Source organism: Pseudomonas sp. HMSC076A11 (assembly GCF_001810205.1).
GTDB lineage: Bacteria > Pseudomonadota > Gammaproteobacteria > Pseudomonadales > Pseudomonadaceae > Pseudomonas > Pseudomonas aeruginosa.
This window is the reverse complement of record NZ_KV800316.1, coordinates 1-15,395: the sequence shown is the minus strand read 5'-3', so window position 1 is coordinate 15,395 and position 15,395 is coordinate 1. Positions and strand designations below refer to the sequence as shown.

The 15,395-nt window shown below is 63.3% G+C and carries 14 protein-coding genes, 1 tRNA gene and 1 pseudogene; 3 read left to right on the top strand and 13 right to left on the bottom strand.

From position 1 onward, the window contains the following. Both HMPREF2716_RS22280 and HMPREF2716_RS22275 read right to left on the bottom strand, forming a co-directional pair. A pseudogene (locus HMPREF2716_RS22280) lies at positions 1-363 on the bottom strand (MFS transporter); the annotation flags it as partial. Between the two features lie 183 nt (positions 364-546). Further along, positions 547-1,788 (bottom strand): glutamine synthetase family protein, encoded by a 1,242-nt coding sequence (locus tag HMPREF2716_RS22275; protein ID WP_003119633.1) that lies wholly within the window; start codon positions 1,786-1,788, stop codon positions 547-549. A gap of 325 nt (positions 1,789-2,113) precedes the next feature. On the opposite strand from HMPREF2716_RS22275, the gene dsdA reads away from it, so the two are divergent. After that, positions 2,114-3,460, top strand: a complete 1,347-nt coding sequence (gene dsdA / locus HMPREF2716_RS22270; protein WP_014602658.1) for a D-serine ammonia-lyase — start codon at positions 2,114-2,116, stop codon at positions 3,458-3,460. A 56-nt stretch (positions 3,461-3,516) separates the two neighbouring features. Next, positions 3,517-4,395 carry a DMT family transporter gene (locus HMPREF2716_RS22265; protein ID WP_003098734.1) on the top strand — a complete coding sequence of 293 codons (879 nt, stop codon included), beginning with the start codon at positions 3,517-3,519 and terminating at the stop codon, positions 4,393-4,395. A gap of 4 nt (positions 4,396-4,399) precedes the next feature. Here HMPREF2716_RS22265 and HMPREF2716_RS22260 read toward each other — a convergent pair whose 3' ends face one another. Beyond that, positions 4,400-5,410 carry a DUF2955 domain-containing protein gene (locus HMPREF2716_RS22260; protein WP_003122410.1) on the bottom strand — a complete coding sequence of 337 codons (1,011 nt, stop codon included), beginning with the start codon at positions 5,408-5,410 and terminating at the stop codon, positions 4,400-4,402. Between the two features lie 22 nt (positions 5,411-5,432). Further along, positions 5,433-6,491: an HlyD family secretion protein gene (locus tag HMPREF2716_RS22255; RefSeq protein ID WP_003119629.1), complete on the bottom strand. Its 1,059-nt coding sequence runs from the start codon at positions 6,489-6,491 to the stop codon at positions 5,433-5,435. A gap of 467 nt (positions 6,492-6,958) precedes the next feature. On the opposite strand from HMPREF2716_RS22255, the gene lecB reads away from it, so the two are divergent. After that, positions 6,959-7,306, top strand: a complete 348-nt coding sequence (gene lecB, locus HMPREF2716_RS22250) for a fucose-binding lectin LecB (protein ID WP_003098728.1) — start codon at positions 6,959-6,961, stop codon at positions 7,304-7,306. A 53-nt stretch (positions 7,307-7,359) separates the two neighbouring features. Here the strand turns inward: lecB and HMPREF2716_RS22245 are convergent, their stop codons facing one another. From HMPREF2716_RS22245 to HMPREF2716_RS29050, 9 genes are all read right to left on the bottom strand, one after another. Beyond that, positions 7,360-7,878 carry an AmiS/UreI family transporter gene (locus tag HMPREF2716_RS22245; RefSeq protein WP_003098725.1) on the bottom strand — a complete coding sequence of 173 codons (519 nt, stop codon included), beginning with the start codon at positions 7,876-7,878 and terminating at the stop codon, positions 7,360-7,362. A gap of 42 nt (positions 7,879-7,920) precedes the next feature. Beyond that, positions 7,921-8,511, bottom strand: coding sequence for a transcriptional antitermination factor AmiR (amiR, locus tag HMPREF2716_RS22240; RefSeq protein ID WP_003098722.1), 591 nt, complete (start codon positions 8,509-8,511; stop codon positions 7,921-7,923). Next, complete coding sequence (gene amiC / locus HMPREF2716_RS22235; RefSeq protein WP_003452962.1) at positions 8,508-9,665, bottom strand: aliphatic amidase expression-regulating protein AmiC; 1,158 nt, start codon at positions 9,663-9,665, stop codon at positions 8,508-8,510. Before amiC ends, amiR begins: the two co-directional genes overlap by 4 nt. Before the next feature lie 25 nt (positions 9,666-9,690). Then, positions 9,691-10,806 carry an AAA family ATPase gene (locus HMPREF2716_RS22230; RefSeq protein WP_003098718.1) on the bottom strand — a complete coding sequence of 372 codons (1,116 nt, stop codon included), beginning with the start codon at positions 10,804-10,806 and terminating at the stop codon, positions 9,691-9,693. An 82-nt stretch (positions 10,807-10,888) separates the two neighbouring features. Then, positions 10,889-11,929: an aliphatic amidase gene (locus tag HMPREF2716_RS22225; protein WP_003091756.1), complete on the bottom strand. Its 1,041-nt coding sequence runs from the start codon at positions 11,927-11,929 to the stop codon at positions 10,889-10,891. A gap of 673 nt (positions 11,930-12,602) precedes the next feature. Continuing rightward, positions 12,603-13,856: an O-antigen polymerase gene (locus tag HMPREF2716_RS22220; RefSeq protein WP_003122406.1), complete on the bottom strand. Its 1,254-nt coding sequence runs from the start codon at positions 13,854-13,856 to the stop codon at positions 12,603-12,605. Positions 13,857-14,399: 543 nt separating this feature from the next. Further along, positions 14,400-14,474, bottom strand: a tRNA-Arg gene (locus HMPREF2716_RS22215). Between the two features lie 167 nt (positions 14,475-14,641). Further along, positions 14,642-14,875 (bottom strand): hypothetical protein, encoded by a 234-nt coding sequence (locus HMPREF2716_RS29470; protein WP_010791872.1) that lies wholly within the window; start codon positions 14,873-14,875, stop codon positions 14,642-14,644. 8 nt (positions 14,876-14,883) lie between these two features. Next, the coding region (locus tag HMPREF2716_RS29050) for an RHS repeat domain-containing protein (RefSeq protein ID WP_305884712.1) at positions 14,884-15,395 on the bottom strand (512 nt) is incomplete at its 5' end.

Genomic DNA, 15,395 nt, shown 5'->3' with positions numbered 1-15,395 from the left:
CTCGTTGAGCCAGCTCTCGATCACCATGTACTGGCACATCAGGCCCAGGCCCATCACCATGCGCAAGGCGATCCAGGCCGGCAGCCAGGGCAGCAGGCCATGGCCGAGGACCGCGGCGGTGACCACCCCGGCGCAGGCGACGTAGGCGCGGATGTGGCCGACCCGGGCGATCAGCCGGTGACCGACCTTGCCGCCCAGCACCAGGCCGAAGTAGTTGGCTGCCATCAGCGCGCCGACCCACAGGCCGTCGACCTTGTCCGCCGCCAGGCGCAGCGCCAGGTAGGTGCTGAGCAGGCCGGAGCCGGTGAGCATCAGCAGGGTAGCGAAATAGAGAGCGCGAAAAGAGAAGAAAATCCGCCGCATCGGACCTCCGGTCCCGTACAAGGGAGCCGGCGCCGCTCGCGGACTGCCCGGCTCGCACAGCGTTGGAGTCCCGGGGAGGCCCCGGGACAGGACGCGGGATGCCGAAGCCGGCACCCGACACCACGACCCTGCCGCCGCGAGGCGGCAGGGGGTGACACAGGGCTAGGAAAGTACCACGGTGGATCAGGCCTGGGCTGCCAGGACGCGACGCTCCCAGGGGCTGATCTCGTCGAAGAAGCTGGTCAGCTCCATGCTCTTGGTCGCCACGTAGCCTTCGACGAACTCGCTGCCGAACAGTTCGCGCGCCAGCGCGCTGCCTTTCAGGCGCCGCAGGGCGTCGTACATGGTGCAAGGCAGGGTCAACTCCTCCGGTACCTCGAACTCACCCTGGATCGCCGGGCTCGGCTCCAGTTCATGCTCCAGACCGTAGAGACCGGCGGCCAGGCTGGCGGCGATGGCCAGGTAAGGGTTGGCGTCGGCGCCCGGCAGGCGATTCTCGACGCGCCGCGCGGAAGCTCCGCTGGCCGGGATGCGCAGGCCGGCGGCGCGGTTGTCGTGGGACCAGCAGGCGTTGTTCGGCGAAGCGTAGGGATGGCAGAGGCGCTGGAAGGAGTTCACATGCGGCGCGAAGAAGGGCGTGAAGTCCGCCAGGCAGGCCTGCTGGCCGCCGATGAAGTGGCGGAACGCGGCGGAAGGCTCGCCATCGGCTTCGCTGAAGATGTTTCGCCCGCCGTCCAGTTCGACGATGCTCTGGTGGATGTGCATCGAGCTGCCCGGCGTCTTCGCCAGCGGCTTGGCCATGCACACCACGATCAGGCCGTGCTTGAGCGCGACCTCCTTGAGCAGGTGCTTGAACAGGAAGGTCTGGTCGGCCAGCAGGACCGGGTCGCCATGCAGGAAGTTGATCTCGAACTGGCTGGTGCCCATCTCGTGCATGAAGGTGTCGCGCACCAGGCCCAGCGCATCCATGCAGCGGTAGACGTCCTCGAAGAACGGCCGCAGGCCGTTGTTGGAAGACACGCTGAAGGCCGAATAGCCCAGCTCGCGCCGGCCATCCGGCCCCAGCGGGGCCTGGAACGGCTCGTTGGGATCGGTGTTCGGGGCGAAGACGAAGAACTCCAGTTCGGTGGCCACCACCGGTTGCCAGCCGTGGGCGGCGTAGCGCGCCACCACCTGCTTGAGCAGGCCGCGGGTGGACAGCCCGGACGGCGTGCCATCCAGTTCCTGCGCATCGCAGATGGCGAAGGCGCGCGGAGTGTTGCTCCAGGGCAGGCGATGGACCTGGGTCGGCTCGGCGACCAGCGCCAGGTCGCCATCGTCGCTGCCATAGAAGCGCGCCGGCGGGTAGCCGCCCATGATGCATTGCAGCAGCACGCCACGGGCGAGCTGCAGGCGCCGGCCGCTGAGGAAGCCCTCGCCGGTCATCACCTTGCCGCGCGGCACCCCGTTGAGGTCGGGGGTGACGCATTCGATTTCTTCAACTCCAGCCAGCCGTTCGGCGAGTGAGCCTTGGCCTTCGATAGTCATGACTTCTTATCCTTGTTGGTATCGCGGATGCCGCACCGGGCGGCGGCCGCGTACAAAATACGCATCGCTTGTTCAAGATATCAAGCATGCGGCACATTCTCGCGTGTGCAAAGCCTTTCGCCGCAGAGGCGTTCTGCCTTGCCTGCCGGGTACGAGGAAAAACGCCGGCCAGGCGTATATCCTCTGTGCCTTCGCCGCCCTACCCGCCACAGGAGTACTGCCGTTGATTCTCGGAACACCCAAGGCCGACTGGCTCGCCGAATTCCCGCGCCTGGCCGACCTCATCGCCCTGCGTCCGAGCGAGTGGTTCAACCCGGCCATCGCGCCGAGCGCCGAAGCCCTGGCCGACGTCGGCCTCGGCGCCGCCGACGTGGCCGACGCCAGCGCCCGCCTGCAGCGCTTCGCCCCGCTGATCGCCCGGCTGTTTCCGGAAACCGCCGCCAGCGGCGGCATCATCGAGTCCGACCTGGTCGAGGTCGCCACCTTCCACGATGCCCTGCGCCAGCATTACGCCGCCGAACTGCCCGGCCGGCTCTGGCTGAAACGCGATAGCCACCTGCCGATCTCCGGCTCGATCAAGGCCCGCGGCGGCATCTATGAAGTGCTCGCCCATGCCGAGCGCCTGGCCCTGGAGCACGGCCTGGTCGGCCTCGACGACGACTACTCGCGGCTGGCCGAGGCGGATTGCCAGGCATTCTTCGCCCGCCACCGGATAGCGGTGGGCTCCACCGGTAACCTGGGCCTTTCCATCGGCATCATCGGCGCCGCGCTGGGCTTCCAGGCCAGCGTGCACATGTCCGCCGACGCCCGCCAGTGGAAGAAGGACAAGCTGCGCGCCCACGGCGTGACGGTGGTGGAGTACGCCTCCGACTACAGTGTCGCGGTGGAACAGGGCCGCCGCGAAGCGGCCGGCGATCCCTACACCCATTTCGTCGACGACGAAAACTCCCGCGACCTGTTCCTCGGCTACGCCGTCGCCGCCGAGCGACTGCGCGGCCAGTTGGACGCCGCCGGCATCCGCGTCGACAGCGAGCACCCGCTGTTCGTCCATCTGCCCTGCGGGGTCGGCGGCGGTCCCGGCGGGGTGGCCTTCGGCCTCAAGCTGGCGTTCGGCGACGCGGTGCACTGCCTGTTCGCCGAGCCGACCCATTCGCCCTGCATGTTCCTCGGCGTCTATACCGGCCGCCACGAGCAGGTTTCGGTGCAGGACTTCGGCATCGACAACCGCACCGCCGCCGATGGCCTGGCGGTGGGGCGTCCGTCGGGCTTCGTCGGCCGCGCCATGCAGCGCCTGCTCGACGGCTACTACACGGTGGACGACGACGAACTGTTCCGCCTGCTCGCCTTGCTCGAGCGCAGCCAGGGCATCCGCCTGGAACCCTCGGCCCTGGCCGGCGCGCCGGGCATCGCCCGGGTCACCCGTGAGCCGCAGGGCTATCGCGAACGCATGGGGCTGACCTCGGCGCGCCTGGCCAATGCCACCCACCTGGTCTGGGCCACCGGCGGCGGCATGGTGCCCGAGACGGAAATGCGCGCCTACCTGGAGCGAGGCCGCTCGCTGCTGGACTGACACCGACACGCGCGGGGCGCCACGACCGTCCCGCCACCTCCCGACGAGGACCTTGCATGCGCACACCCGCCTGGCTCGGCAGCGGCATGCCGCTGCTCTTCGTGCTGCTCTGGAGCACTGGATTCCTCGGCGCCAAGTTCGGCCTGCCGTACGCCGAGCCCTTCACCTTCCTGGCCATCCGCCTGCTCCTCGCGGCCGCCCTGCTGGCCGCCTTCGCCCTGCTCAGCGGTGCGCCCTGGCCGGGCTCGGCACGGCTGGCCGGGCATGTCGCGGTCGCCGGCCTGCTGGTCCATGGCCTGTACCTGGGCGGGGTGTTCCTCGCCATCGAGCACGGCATGTCGGCCGGCCTGACCTCCCTGTTGGTCGGCCTGCAACCGCTGGCTACCGCGGCCCTGGCCGGCATCTGGCTCGGCGAGCAGGTCAGCCGCCGGCAATGGCTGGGACTGGCGCTCGGCCTGGCTGGCGTAGCCCTGGTGGTACTCGGCCGCATCCACGGTGGCGCCGACGGCCTGGCCTGGGCCGCGGTGCTGGTGGCACTGGCGGCGATCACCTGCGGCACGCTGTACCAGAAGCGCTTCTGCGGCGGCATGGACCTGCGCACCGGCGGCGTCGTCCAGTACCTGGCCAGCGGCGCCCTGCTCGGCCTCGCCGCCCTGCTTTTCGAAAGCCGCGAGGTGCAGTGGAGCACGCCGTTCGTGCTGACCCTCGGCTGGCTGGTGCTGGGACTCTCGTTCGGCGCCGTCGGCCTGCTCTACACGCTGATCCGGCATGGCGCCGCGTCGAAGGTGGCGAGCCTGTTCTACCTGGTGCCGCCAGTGACCGCGCTGGCCTCCTGGCTGCTGTTCGACGAGCGCCTGGCGCCGGCGGCGATCGGCGGCATGCTGCTGGTGATGCTCGGCGTCGCGCTGGTCAACTGGCCGGGCCGGCGCGCCTGAGGCCTCAGTGGCTGTAGTGCCGGGTGGCGGCGAAGCGGTTGAGGAACAGGTGGATCACCAGCACCGTCATCAACGTGATCAGCACCGCGAAGCACACCGAGGTAAATCGGTAGAGCACGCTGTACATCATGTCGTGGGTTGGCGTCAGGTACTGGCCGAGGACGATCGCCAGGGTGGTCAGCGCGCCGAAACCGATCCCCGGTACGCCGTTCTCCAGCATGTGGATGCGCGCGCAGAACATCGCCGAGATCCACAGCAACAGGGCGACGAAGGGCAGGATGTCGTAGTGATCGTAGAGCAGCACCTGCAAGCCCACCGCCAGCGCACAGCCGAGCAGCGTACCGAGGGCGCGGATGCGCCCGGCGAAGTGCACGCCCTTCCAGTGCATGGGAAACAACACCAGGATCGAGGCGATCTGCGCCGACAGCGAGTCCTTCAGGTCGAAGGTCTGGAAGACCACGAAGGACAAGGTTGCCACCGTGGCCCCGAGCAGCGTCTCGTGGCGCCGGCTGGGGGCGTCCTTGGCCGGCGCCTGGCGCGGCGACCGCGGTTCGACGTCGGGGAACAGGTAGAACATCAGCACGGCGATGGCCACCGTCAGCCAGGTGGCGACCATGTTGCTGGCGAGCATGTCGAACAGATCGACGTCCGGATAGCTGGCAAAGTGCAGCAGCATCGAGAGGAACACCGAACTCAGTGCGCCGAAGAAGAACAGCGGGCCGCGCGCCATCAGGGCGAAGCGGTAGACGAAGAGGCCGAAGACGATAGGCGTCATCAGCAGCGGCCGGTCGCCGAACAACCCGTACAGCACCAGTACCTCGACGCTGATCACCACCGAGTTGGCGAGGAACTGGCGGACGATGTGCAGGTTGATCACCGGCGTCAGGCCGAGCAGCAGCATCGGGTAGACGCCGAAGAACGAGCCGTAGTCCCAGTTCATCAGCTTGCAGACGAAGAACCCCAGGGTGCCGCCGCCGGCGATGCGCAGGCACTGACGCAGGTCGTTGGCGGACATCGCGAGCTTGGCCGGCATGGCGTCAGTAGACGTAGTGCAGCAGGCTGATGGCGACGATCTGCGCGCGACCGAGCAGGTGGCTCAAGCCGTCGCCGGGATACAGCTGCACGGTGGCCTTGGCACCGGTGGGCAGCAAGCCTTCGGGAAGTTCGTCGAGCACCACGTGCAGGCGCTGGCGCTGAGCGTCGCGGACCCAGCGGTCGGAGGTGACCGGCGCGGCGAGGTCGCCGTTGGCGTCCAGCTGGCCCTCCTTGACCCCGGCGTCGATGGCCGCCACCCGCGCGCCGAACACTTCGCCGGGACGCGCGTCGAACACCACCGCCGCACGGTCGCCAGGGCGCACGTAGCGCAGCGATTTCTCGCGGAAGTCGGCGACGATGTCGATGCGGTCGTCCACCAGCGCCGCCACCGGCGTACCGGCCGGAACGTAGGTGCCCGGGGTCAGTTGCAGGTTGCTCAGGGTCCCGGCGCGGTCGGCCCGGACGCTGCTGTATTGCAGTTGCAGACGGGCCTGGGCCAGGGCGTTACGCGCCTGGCGCAGGCGCAGGTTGTCCTCGCCGGCCGTGCCGCGTCGCGCGGTCAGCTCGCCGATCCGCGCCTGGGCCGCGGCGACCCGGGCACGGGCGGCCTGGGCCTGGGCGCTGACCTGCTCGTGCATCTGCTGCGACACATGGTGGCGCTGCACCAGTTGGGCGGTGCGGCGCGCCTCGCTGTCCAGCTCGCCGGCGCTGCTGCGCGCGGCCAGGAGGTCGGCCTTGGCCGAGGCGATGGCGGCATCCAGCTCGCGGTTGGTGCGCTCGGCTTCCTCCAGTGCCAGTTCGGCCTGGCGCACGGCCAGTCGGAAAGGCTCGGGATCGAGGCGGAACAATACTTCGCCGGGCTGCACGTGGCCGTTGTTGGACACCAGCACCTCGGCGACCTGACCGCTGACACGCGGCGCGACGCGCACCACCGGCCGGGTCAACTGGGCCTGCGGGGTGAGCGGCATCCACAGGTCGGCGACCAGGAAGTAGACGAACAGCAACACGAATACCGCGATAGCGACTTGAACCCAACGGGCAAATCGTTGATCGGGAGTCATAGGGTACGAGCCTCGAATCCAGCGGGAATGCAGTCGCCGCAGCGGGGCCTGAATGCGGGGGTTGGCGCGGCCGGGATGGAACCGGCGACCCGGACGACGGCCAGTGGGTAGCCGTCGCCGCTGCGGCGACCAGGTGACGCAGTATATTTCGAGACAATCGCCCCTGGCCTGCCGGCATCGGCAATAGATCGTTACAGACAGCGTAACAATCGAACGAGCCGGCACGGCAGGCCGCTGCCGCAGTCCGGCACCGGGCCATGCATCGCCAGTGCCAGGACACCCCTGTAGCCCTCCTGCGAACTCTAGCAGTGGTCGCGCCCGGTCGACGGCGTAGATTGGCTGAACGATGCGTCCTTCCTGCCTGCGCATCGCCTGCCGCCAAGGACTGCGGATTTCTCCCGACACGCCATACCGCGCGCCAGACGGCTGCCTGAAAAGGCAGGCCAGGTATTCAGTGGAGATACACCATGGCAACACAAGGAGTGTTCACCCTTCCCGCCAACACCCGGTTCGGCGTCACCGCCTTCGCCAACTCGTCCGGAACCCAGACGGTGAACGTGCTGGTCAACAACGAGACGGCCGCGACCTTCAGCGGGCAAAGCACCAATAACGCCGTCATCGGCACCCAGGTGCTCAACTCCGGCAGCAGTGGCAAGGTACAGGTCCAGGTCAGCGTCAACGGCCGCCCCTCGGATCTGGTCTCGGCACAGGTAATCCTGACCAACGAGCTGAACTTCGCCCTGGTCGGCTCTGAAGACGGCACCGACAACGACTACAACGACGCCGTCGTGGTGATCAACTGGCCGCTCGGCTAGGAGTTCGGAAGGGACGGGATGGCGGCAAGCCGCCATCCCTTTCCGACTTCCTGCTATGCCTTGAGCACCTGCCCGAGCAGCAGCAGGCCGGGCAACCAGGCGGTGAATATGGCGCTGGCCAGGGTCAGGTAGGCCACCGGCTTCTGGATGCTGCGGGACAGCCCCAGCAGCAGGAAGAAACAGAACCAGAGCAACGCCCAGACTGTCCAGTTGACCGCGTTCCACAGGCCGAACGGACCACTGGCGCCGGCGAACGACTCGATCGCCACGGTGCAGGCGGTGAGGCTGACGAACAGGCAGAACCAGCCGAGGCCCTTGCCGTCCACCTCGAGGAACTGGTTGGCGGCCACCCACAGATAGGTAAAAGCGAATAGCAGGGTTAGCGCTCCGGCCTTCAGCGAGCCCTGCCCGGCTGCTGCGGAAAAGATCAGGTAGAACGCGACGCAGGCGCTCAGCACGCCGACCAGGAAGTTGATCACCGCCACCTCCCGACCGCTGATCTTGCCCAGCAACCAGACGGCATTGAGAAACAGCACCGCGCCAACGTACAGCAGAACCAGTCCCAGCATCATGACGATACCCCTCTTGTTATTGTTCTGGTCGGCCCGGATCGCTCAGGCGGACGGCTCGTTTCCCAGCAACTCCTGAGCGATCTTCAGGATCGGCTCGCGCCGCTTCATCGCTTCCCGCGACAGGTACTGGTGCGCCTCGCGCTCGTCCCAGCCATGGCGCTGCATCAGCAACGCCTTGGCCTGGTTGATCCGGGCCTGGCCGGCGATGCGTTCCTGAAGCTGCTCGGTCTTCTGCTTCAGCTTCGCCATTTCCTCGCTGATGCGCCGCGCCGATACCAGCACAGGCAGCACCCGGTGGGCGTCGAGCGGCTGGGTGATCACGCCGTGGCACTCCAGCTCGATGATCTGCGAGAGCACCGCGGGGCTTTCGTACTCCACCAGCGCCACCAGGGTAGTGCGCGGAGTTCCGGCAGCGAGCAGCGCAGCGATCTCGTCGTGGTGGCGATTCTGGAAAATGCTGGTGAAGACCACGTCCACCGGCACATCGAAAGCTTCCGGCGGCGGCCAGCACTGGCGCACCGAACAACCGATGCGGATCAGCTGCAAGACCAGGGCGTCGCTGACCTCTCCCGGCGGGTTGAGTACCAGCACCTGCAACTCGCGCAGGCTGCCGAGCAGCGAGTTGGCGCTCATGGGAGCGCTCCCCCGCCCATGCTGGCGGACCAGTCGTCGAGGTTATGCACGACGACATAAGGATCGGGGCGAATCGGTTCGGGCGACTGCCAGCGGACCTGGAACACGCCGCGCGCATCGATTTCCGCGATGCGCGAAGACAGGCGGCTGTGGTTGTTCTGGCGCTCCACCCGGACCGGCCCCTGGGGCGCGTCGATGTCGATGTCGTACAGGTGCCGCTGCACGTCTTCCACCCGCCAGTTGCCTGCGGCCTGCGCGGCGCGGCCGAGCAACAAGGTCTGCCAGTAGGCCGCCTCGGCCCAGGCAGTGATGGTCGCGTTCTCCGGGAAGAAACCATGGCAGGCCTGGACGAAGGCTCGGCTGGCGGGCGTATCGATGCTGGAGAAGTAAGGCGCGACCACCACCTGCCCCTCTGCCACGTCGCTCTCCATCTTCGCCACCTCCGCCTCGCTGGTGGTCAGGCTGGCGATCGGCGGCCGCCTGCCATCGCCGTAGCGACGGGCGATGGCGCGATACAGCTCGGCGGTGCCGGTGCCCACCACGGTGGAGAAGACCACGTCGGCGCGCGCCTGGTAGATGCGCTCGACGGCGCGCTGCACGTCGTCGTCGGAGGGATACAGCGGAATGTAGATTTCCTCGAGCACCGTGCCGCCGTGCTGGCGGTACAGGTGGCGCATCACATGGTTGCTTTCCCGCGGATAGATGTAGTCCGAGCCGATGAACACCACCCGCTCGCCGTAGTGGCGAATCAGGTACGCCGCCAGCGGCGCACTGTTCTGGTTCGGCGCCGGACCGCCGTAGACGATGTTCGGCGAATACTCGAAGCCCTCGTAGGGGGTCGGGTAGCAGAGCAGCGCGTCGGCGCGCTCGACCACCGGCATCACCGCCTTGCGCGTGTGCGACATGTAGCAACCCACGAGGAACCGTACCCCCCGGTTGCGAATGAAGTCCTCGGCGCACAGCCGATAGCGGTCCGGGTCGCCGCCGGGGTCCTGGGACAGCGTTTCGATCGGGCGACCGCCGACGCCGCCCTCGCGGTTCAGTTGCTCGACCGCAAGCAATGCGCCATAGCGCTGCGAGCGCTCGATATCGGCGGTGACGCCGGTTTCGGAGAACAGCAGGCCGATCAGCGGCCGCTCCTGGTGCGATCCCATCCGTTTCCTCTCCTGTGACTGTCGCTCAGCGCCGCACGAAGCGAACCCGCTCGTGCTCCAGGCTCGCCAGGTAGGTCGTGCAGTTCCCGTCGCCCGGCTGGTGGTGGTCGAGCAGATGCTCGGCCAGCGGTACCTCGAGATGATGACGGACGCTGCGGCGCAACGCACGGGCGCCGAACTGCCGGTCGAAGCCGGCGCGGGCGATCTTCGCCAGCACCTCCGGGGTCGCCTCCAGGCGGCAGCGATGCTTCTCCAGGCGCCGGTTGAGCCGCTGCACCTCCAGCTCGACCAGACGCGCGACGACGTCGCGTTCGATCCAGTTGAAGGTGACCACGCTATCGAGACGATTGACGAACTCCGGCGAGAAAGTCTTCAGCAGCCGGGCCCGGACCATCCCGTCGATGTCCCGCCGCCGGCGCTCGCCGCCGACCGGCAGCAGGCGCCAGGGCAGGCGCTGGCGACGCTCGTCGTAGCGCTGGATCTCATGGGCGCAGAGATTGCTGGTCATGAACACCAGGGTATTGCGGAAATGGTAGGTGCGTTCGCCGGAAGCGACCCGCAGCAGGCCGTTGTCGAGTACGTTGAGCAACGCATGGACCACTTCCGGGCTGGCCTTTTCCAGTTCGTCGAAGAGAACGATGCCGGGGCGCCCGGGACTGCCGTCCAGCTTGTCCTGCTCCAACAGGGTGGTGCCCTCCTTCGCCCCGACGTAGCCCGGCGGCGCACCGGTGAGGGCGGCGGCATAGTGCTCCTGGGACAGGGTGTTCATGTCCACCCGGCAGAACCCCTCGGCGTCGCCGTGCAGGGCCCTGGCCAGGGCGCGCACGATCTCGGTCTTGCCGACCCCGGTGGGGCCGAGGAACAGCGCGCTGAACAGCGGACGGCGCGGGTCGGCGATGTCCGCGCGAACCACCTTGAGCATGTCCTCGACGGCCTGTAGCGCCGGTTCCTGGCCGAGCACCTCGGCGCGCAGGCAGTCCATCACCGCCGCCGGGTCGAAACGGAAACGGCTGTGCAGGGCGCTGCGGTGACTCAGGTGGGCCTGGAGCAGACTTGCCTCGGCAAGATTCTCCCGCGCCAGGGCCTGTTCCTCGTCCTGCTGCCGGCGGGACTGGTCGAGCATGTCGCTCAGAAAAGGCATGGATGAAACTCCTTCTGCCACAGGGGGAAATGGCGGAGACGGCGTGCCGCACGACGGCACGCCGGGCTGGCGGCGTCTGCCGTCAGGCCTCCTTCTCCAGTCCCTCGTAGGGCAGCCGGCCGACCGGGCATTGCGCCACACCGGTAGTCGAGCGGGTCAGTCGCTCGACATTCTCGCGCGCCTTCTCGGCGTCGGTGACCCAGGTGCGGTAGAACTCGAACGGACACTCCGCCAGGCCCCGGTCGCCATCGCCGGACGCCTGCAAGCCGCTGTAGCCGCGGTGGAGGATCTTGAACAGGTGGTTCTGCGACTGATCGTTGGCGCGCGCATCGCGGATCTGCGAAAGCGACAGCTGGGCGTACTGGATACCCATTTCCTCCTCGCCGCACTCACCGAGGGTACGACCGTCGAAGCCGATGATCGCCGAGTGGCCGAAGTAGGAATACACGCCGTCGAAGCCGGCGGCGTTGGCCACCGCCACATAGCAGTTGTTGGCCCAGGCCATGGCCTTGGCCATCATCACCTGCTGGTCCTTGGCCGGATACATGTAGCCCTGGCAGCGCACGATCAGCTCGGCGCCCTTCATCGCGCAGTCGCGCCAGATTTCCGGGTAGTTGCCGTCGTCGCAGATGATCAGGCTGATCTTCATGCCCTTCGGCCCTTCGCTGACGTAGGTCTGGCCACCGGGATACCAGCCCTCGATGGGGCACCAGGGAATGATCTTGCGGTACTTCTGGACGATCTCGCCGTTGTTGTCGATCAGCACCAGGGTGTTGTACGGCGCCTTGCGCGGATGCTCCTCGTGCCGTTCGCCGGTGAGGGAGAATACGCCCCAGACGTTGGCCTTGCGGCAGGCGCGGGAGAATATCTCGGTTTCCTCGCCGGGGATCGCCACCGCGGTTTCCATCATCTCCGCCGGATCGTACATGATGCCCTGCAGGCTGTACTCGGGGAACACCACCAGGTCCATGCCGGGCAGGCCCTGCTTCATGCCAACGATCATGTCGGCGATCTTCCGGGCGTTGTCCAGGACCTCCGCCGCGGTGTGCAGGCGCGGCATCTTGTAGTTGACCACCGCCACTCCGACGGTGTCGTTGCTGCTGGAAATATCGCCGTGACGCATGGGTATCACCTCTTGTTGTTATTTTTTCGGGAAGAAAAAAGGCCCTCCCGGGTAACCCCGGGAGAGCCCATTTGCTCTGTGCGTATGCGTTAGGTTCGGTCCCGCGACATCGACGCTGATGCGCACGACCTGATGGCGCCACTTATAAGCCCCGTCGGAAGGAGCTGTCAAGGTTCATGTATCGTTATGTAAAACATGGAAGTGACAAGCGTATGCAAACGGCATCCGAAGCATCCAGCCTTCTGGGCGACGTACCAAGCCTCTATGGGAATTCTACACAGTCAGGCACTGGAAACAGTCGCTTGCCGCGCCCCGATGGTGACGAAGACAGGCGGCAAGGCAATCCCAAGAGGTGAAAACAAGCTCAGAGACATCAGGAGCGATGCGGGGAGTCCCCAAGGTAGAGCCCAGGTAATAAATACTGTCTACACATTAACGGCAAGAAGCATGAAATTCACTCGAATATTAGCTCATTGCCAAATAATTTCTCTCCTTATGGAGTTGGCGCATATGCATACGAGATATGGTATGGAGATATTCTTTCCTGCAACGCAGAACGACGGAAGTTTGGCACATAGCGTCCCGAAGAGGGACGCCATTGATGCAGATGCTAGGGAGTTTGAGAGGGATTTCTAACGAAAGCCATATACAGCACAATACAAACCACTGATGATTACCCAGCTTGTGGAAGGCGGATCACGAACATTCGATCTCGCCTGAATACGAAGCACAGAATTCCAAGAATTATTGTCATCTTGACGTAGAACCACCAGGAGGTGGATATCTGGTCACTGAACAGGGAAAAGACAATGGCAGAAAAGAGGTACGAGGAAAGGACTGTAAAGTATAGGCTACCTTTCTTCGCTTTACAGTATGCATAAGAGCAAAGCATTCCATACAGAGCCATCACTCCTATTACGCCCAAAGCGCCATAGTGCGGATACATTGAGAAGAACATCGAGTAAACGTTGCCGAGTTCACCAGGCGCATACTCATAGAAGTCAAGATGAAGAGGGGGTTTCTGGCAGAGACCAACTGTAGCCAATATGCTGCAAAAGCCATTTAGCGGCGACCAATATGGCTCTAAATGTATTGAGCCCTGATAGTACCTATCGAAGAGAACAGGCCCTTGCAAAGCATATCCCGCCACATGACGATAGAGCTCTATGAAAAGAGTCGAGATCCCATCACCTTCATGAAATTGAATCTTGGATGTAGCGACAGCGCCAACAGCAATAACTAAAAACATTGCCAAACCTATTACAAGAAGGCTTTTTAAAGAAGGACTCCCCTTGACAAGTATGTAGATAAAGAATAACCCGACAAGCATCTGCATAAGTGATGCTCGACCACTTGCGAGCAAGATAACCCCCATCCATGGAACAGATATAGCCAAGAAGCCTAGGACTCCACACTTACCGCGCAAGTATAGTAAAACCACAAGTGGTATGACGGTCTGTCCAAGCTGTAAATAGTTCATTGAGAGCGAGCTTAAAACGGGCTCACCGGATACAGACTGGGCGCGCGCCATATACGCAGCCTCGCGCAGTGTTGGAGCTATAGAAGACAAGTCTCTATAAATTACCGTAAGAAATACGATGTGCGCCAAGCAGAAAAAGATTACGAGCGCCCTGGTCCGAAGTTCGCTATCGAACAGAAAATTTGAACTCGGCGCACGAAAGTAACCGTTGTAAAGAAACGAGAAACACCCAGCGGAGAGGGAGAATGACATCACACCAAACAGAAAAATTAGCAGTGCATCAGACTCGACACGGTAGAACCCTATCAACGATGCTAGACTGACACCGATGAGACCTAGCCCCCAGGTGATAGGCATAGCGACCGAGGGGTGTATGGCGCTACGCGCTAGAAGCCTCGCAGCCACTGCAAATATGAGCAGGGTTGCACCGGTGAGCATCGCGTACATGGCATCCTCCAGACTGACAGGCGCCGATTGTAGCCGATAGCCACATCTCTGTGGCTACGATTCACTTCAGGATCCAGCTGTTCATTGCTTCAAAGCTCGGCGTACCGTCCTGCGGTTAGGTTCAGGGTTGTGCCATCAGTATTGGTGTAGGTCGCATAGGTACTGTCAGAGATTCTGCCCCGGCGCTAGTGATCTTAACGCTTCCACCCGAACATTCCTCATACGACCATAAAGGGGACGACCATAAAGGGGACAGATTTATTTTCTCTACTCTAATTTTTCTAGCATGGAGACTCCAGTTCAGATGCCGTAAAGGAATTTCGCGATGCCTAGGCAAGGGCGCATGGTTTAGCGAGTTATTTGCTTTGAGTAGTTCAGCGTGGGCGCAGTCGCTGAAATTAGAGTAGTAAAAATAAATCTGTCCCCTTTTCTCTCGCGCGGAGGGGTGTACTGCCTGACGCCGGGCGGCAAGAAAAGCTATCGGAGAAAGTGACGGCAAGCGGACTGGCGAAGCGGCGAGGGAAGCTGGAGCAGAGCATGAAATGGCGTCCCGGAGAGGGGTCGAACCTCCAACCTTCCCCTTAGGAGGGGGATGCTCTAACCAATTGAGCTACGGACCATAAAGGGGACCGGGCCGGCGCCACAGCTCCCCCAGTTCGATATCGAGGTTTGACTTAACTAAGCCTGCCAGCATGCTTGCAAGCTCGCCGTAATTAGCATCAAAGACACCATCTGGAATGCGACAAGGTTTAAGTTGGTCTTAAAGATGGTTGGAGACCTTCAATTTACTTGGCTTTTCTGCTTATTAGTTTTATCTCGTCTTCTATTTTTGGGTAGTGGAGTAGTGTTGAGTCTCTTGTGAGCATCAATAGTCCTGATTTTAAGTATTCCCAATCACTTTTGGGGTATTCTTCTGAGTAGAGATTCTCATCAATGATTCCGACAATTATAGCTGTATCTCCGTCGCCAAGATCAATTTTGTCTCCCAGCTCTACTTTTTTTCCATTTGAATATCTCATGAGTAACCTCAGTTTATAAACGGCCCTACTGGAACTGCGTTTTTCGGTAGCTGCTCAGGTTTTAATACGTAGTTTTTCTTCTGCCAGAAGCATCGGCAATTGTTGGGGTTCTGATTGGCAACAAACATGTTGTGATGAGATCCATAAACCCCGTGTTGCATTTCGTCGTCTGGAATAATGTCTAATGGTCTATAGCCCAAGGTTCCAACAGGAATGATCCTGCCGCTAATTGTCTTGCACGGCGGGCAGTCTTTTGGGCAGTTTTGCTCTTTTGTATCGCTGTCAGCTTGTGGCGTAGCTCCGGAAATACTAGCCACCAGCAATACTCCCCCTAACAGTCTTCCCGCAGGTAATCGAATATTTCCGGGTATCCAATCGTATGCTGATTTAGGAATATCAATCTCTATTGCTGCTAGACCTAAAGGATCAATACGGTTGAGGGGGGCTCCCTGTACATATCCGTATGTGTTCACTCCCCCACTTAGTCCAATCGGATCACTCTCCACATACCGCCCAGTCT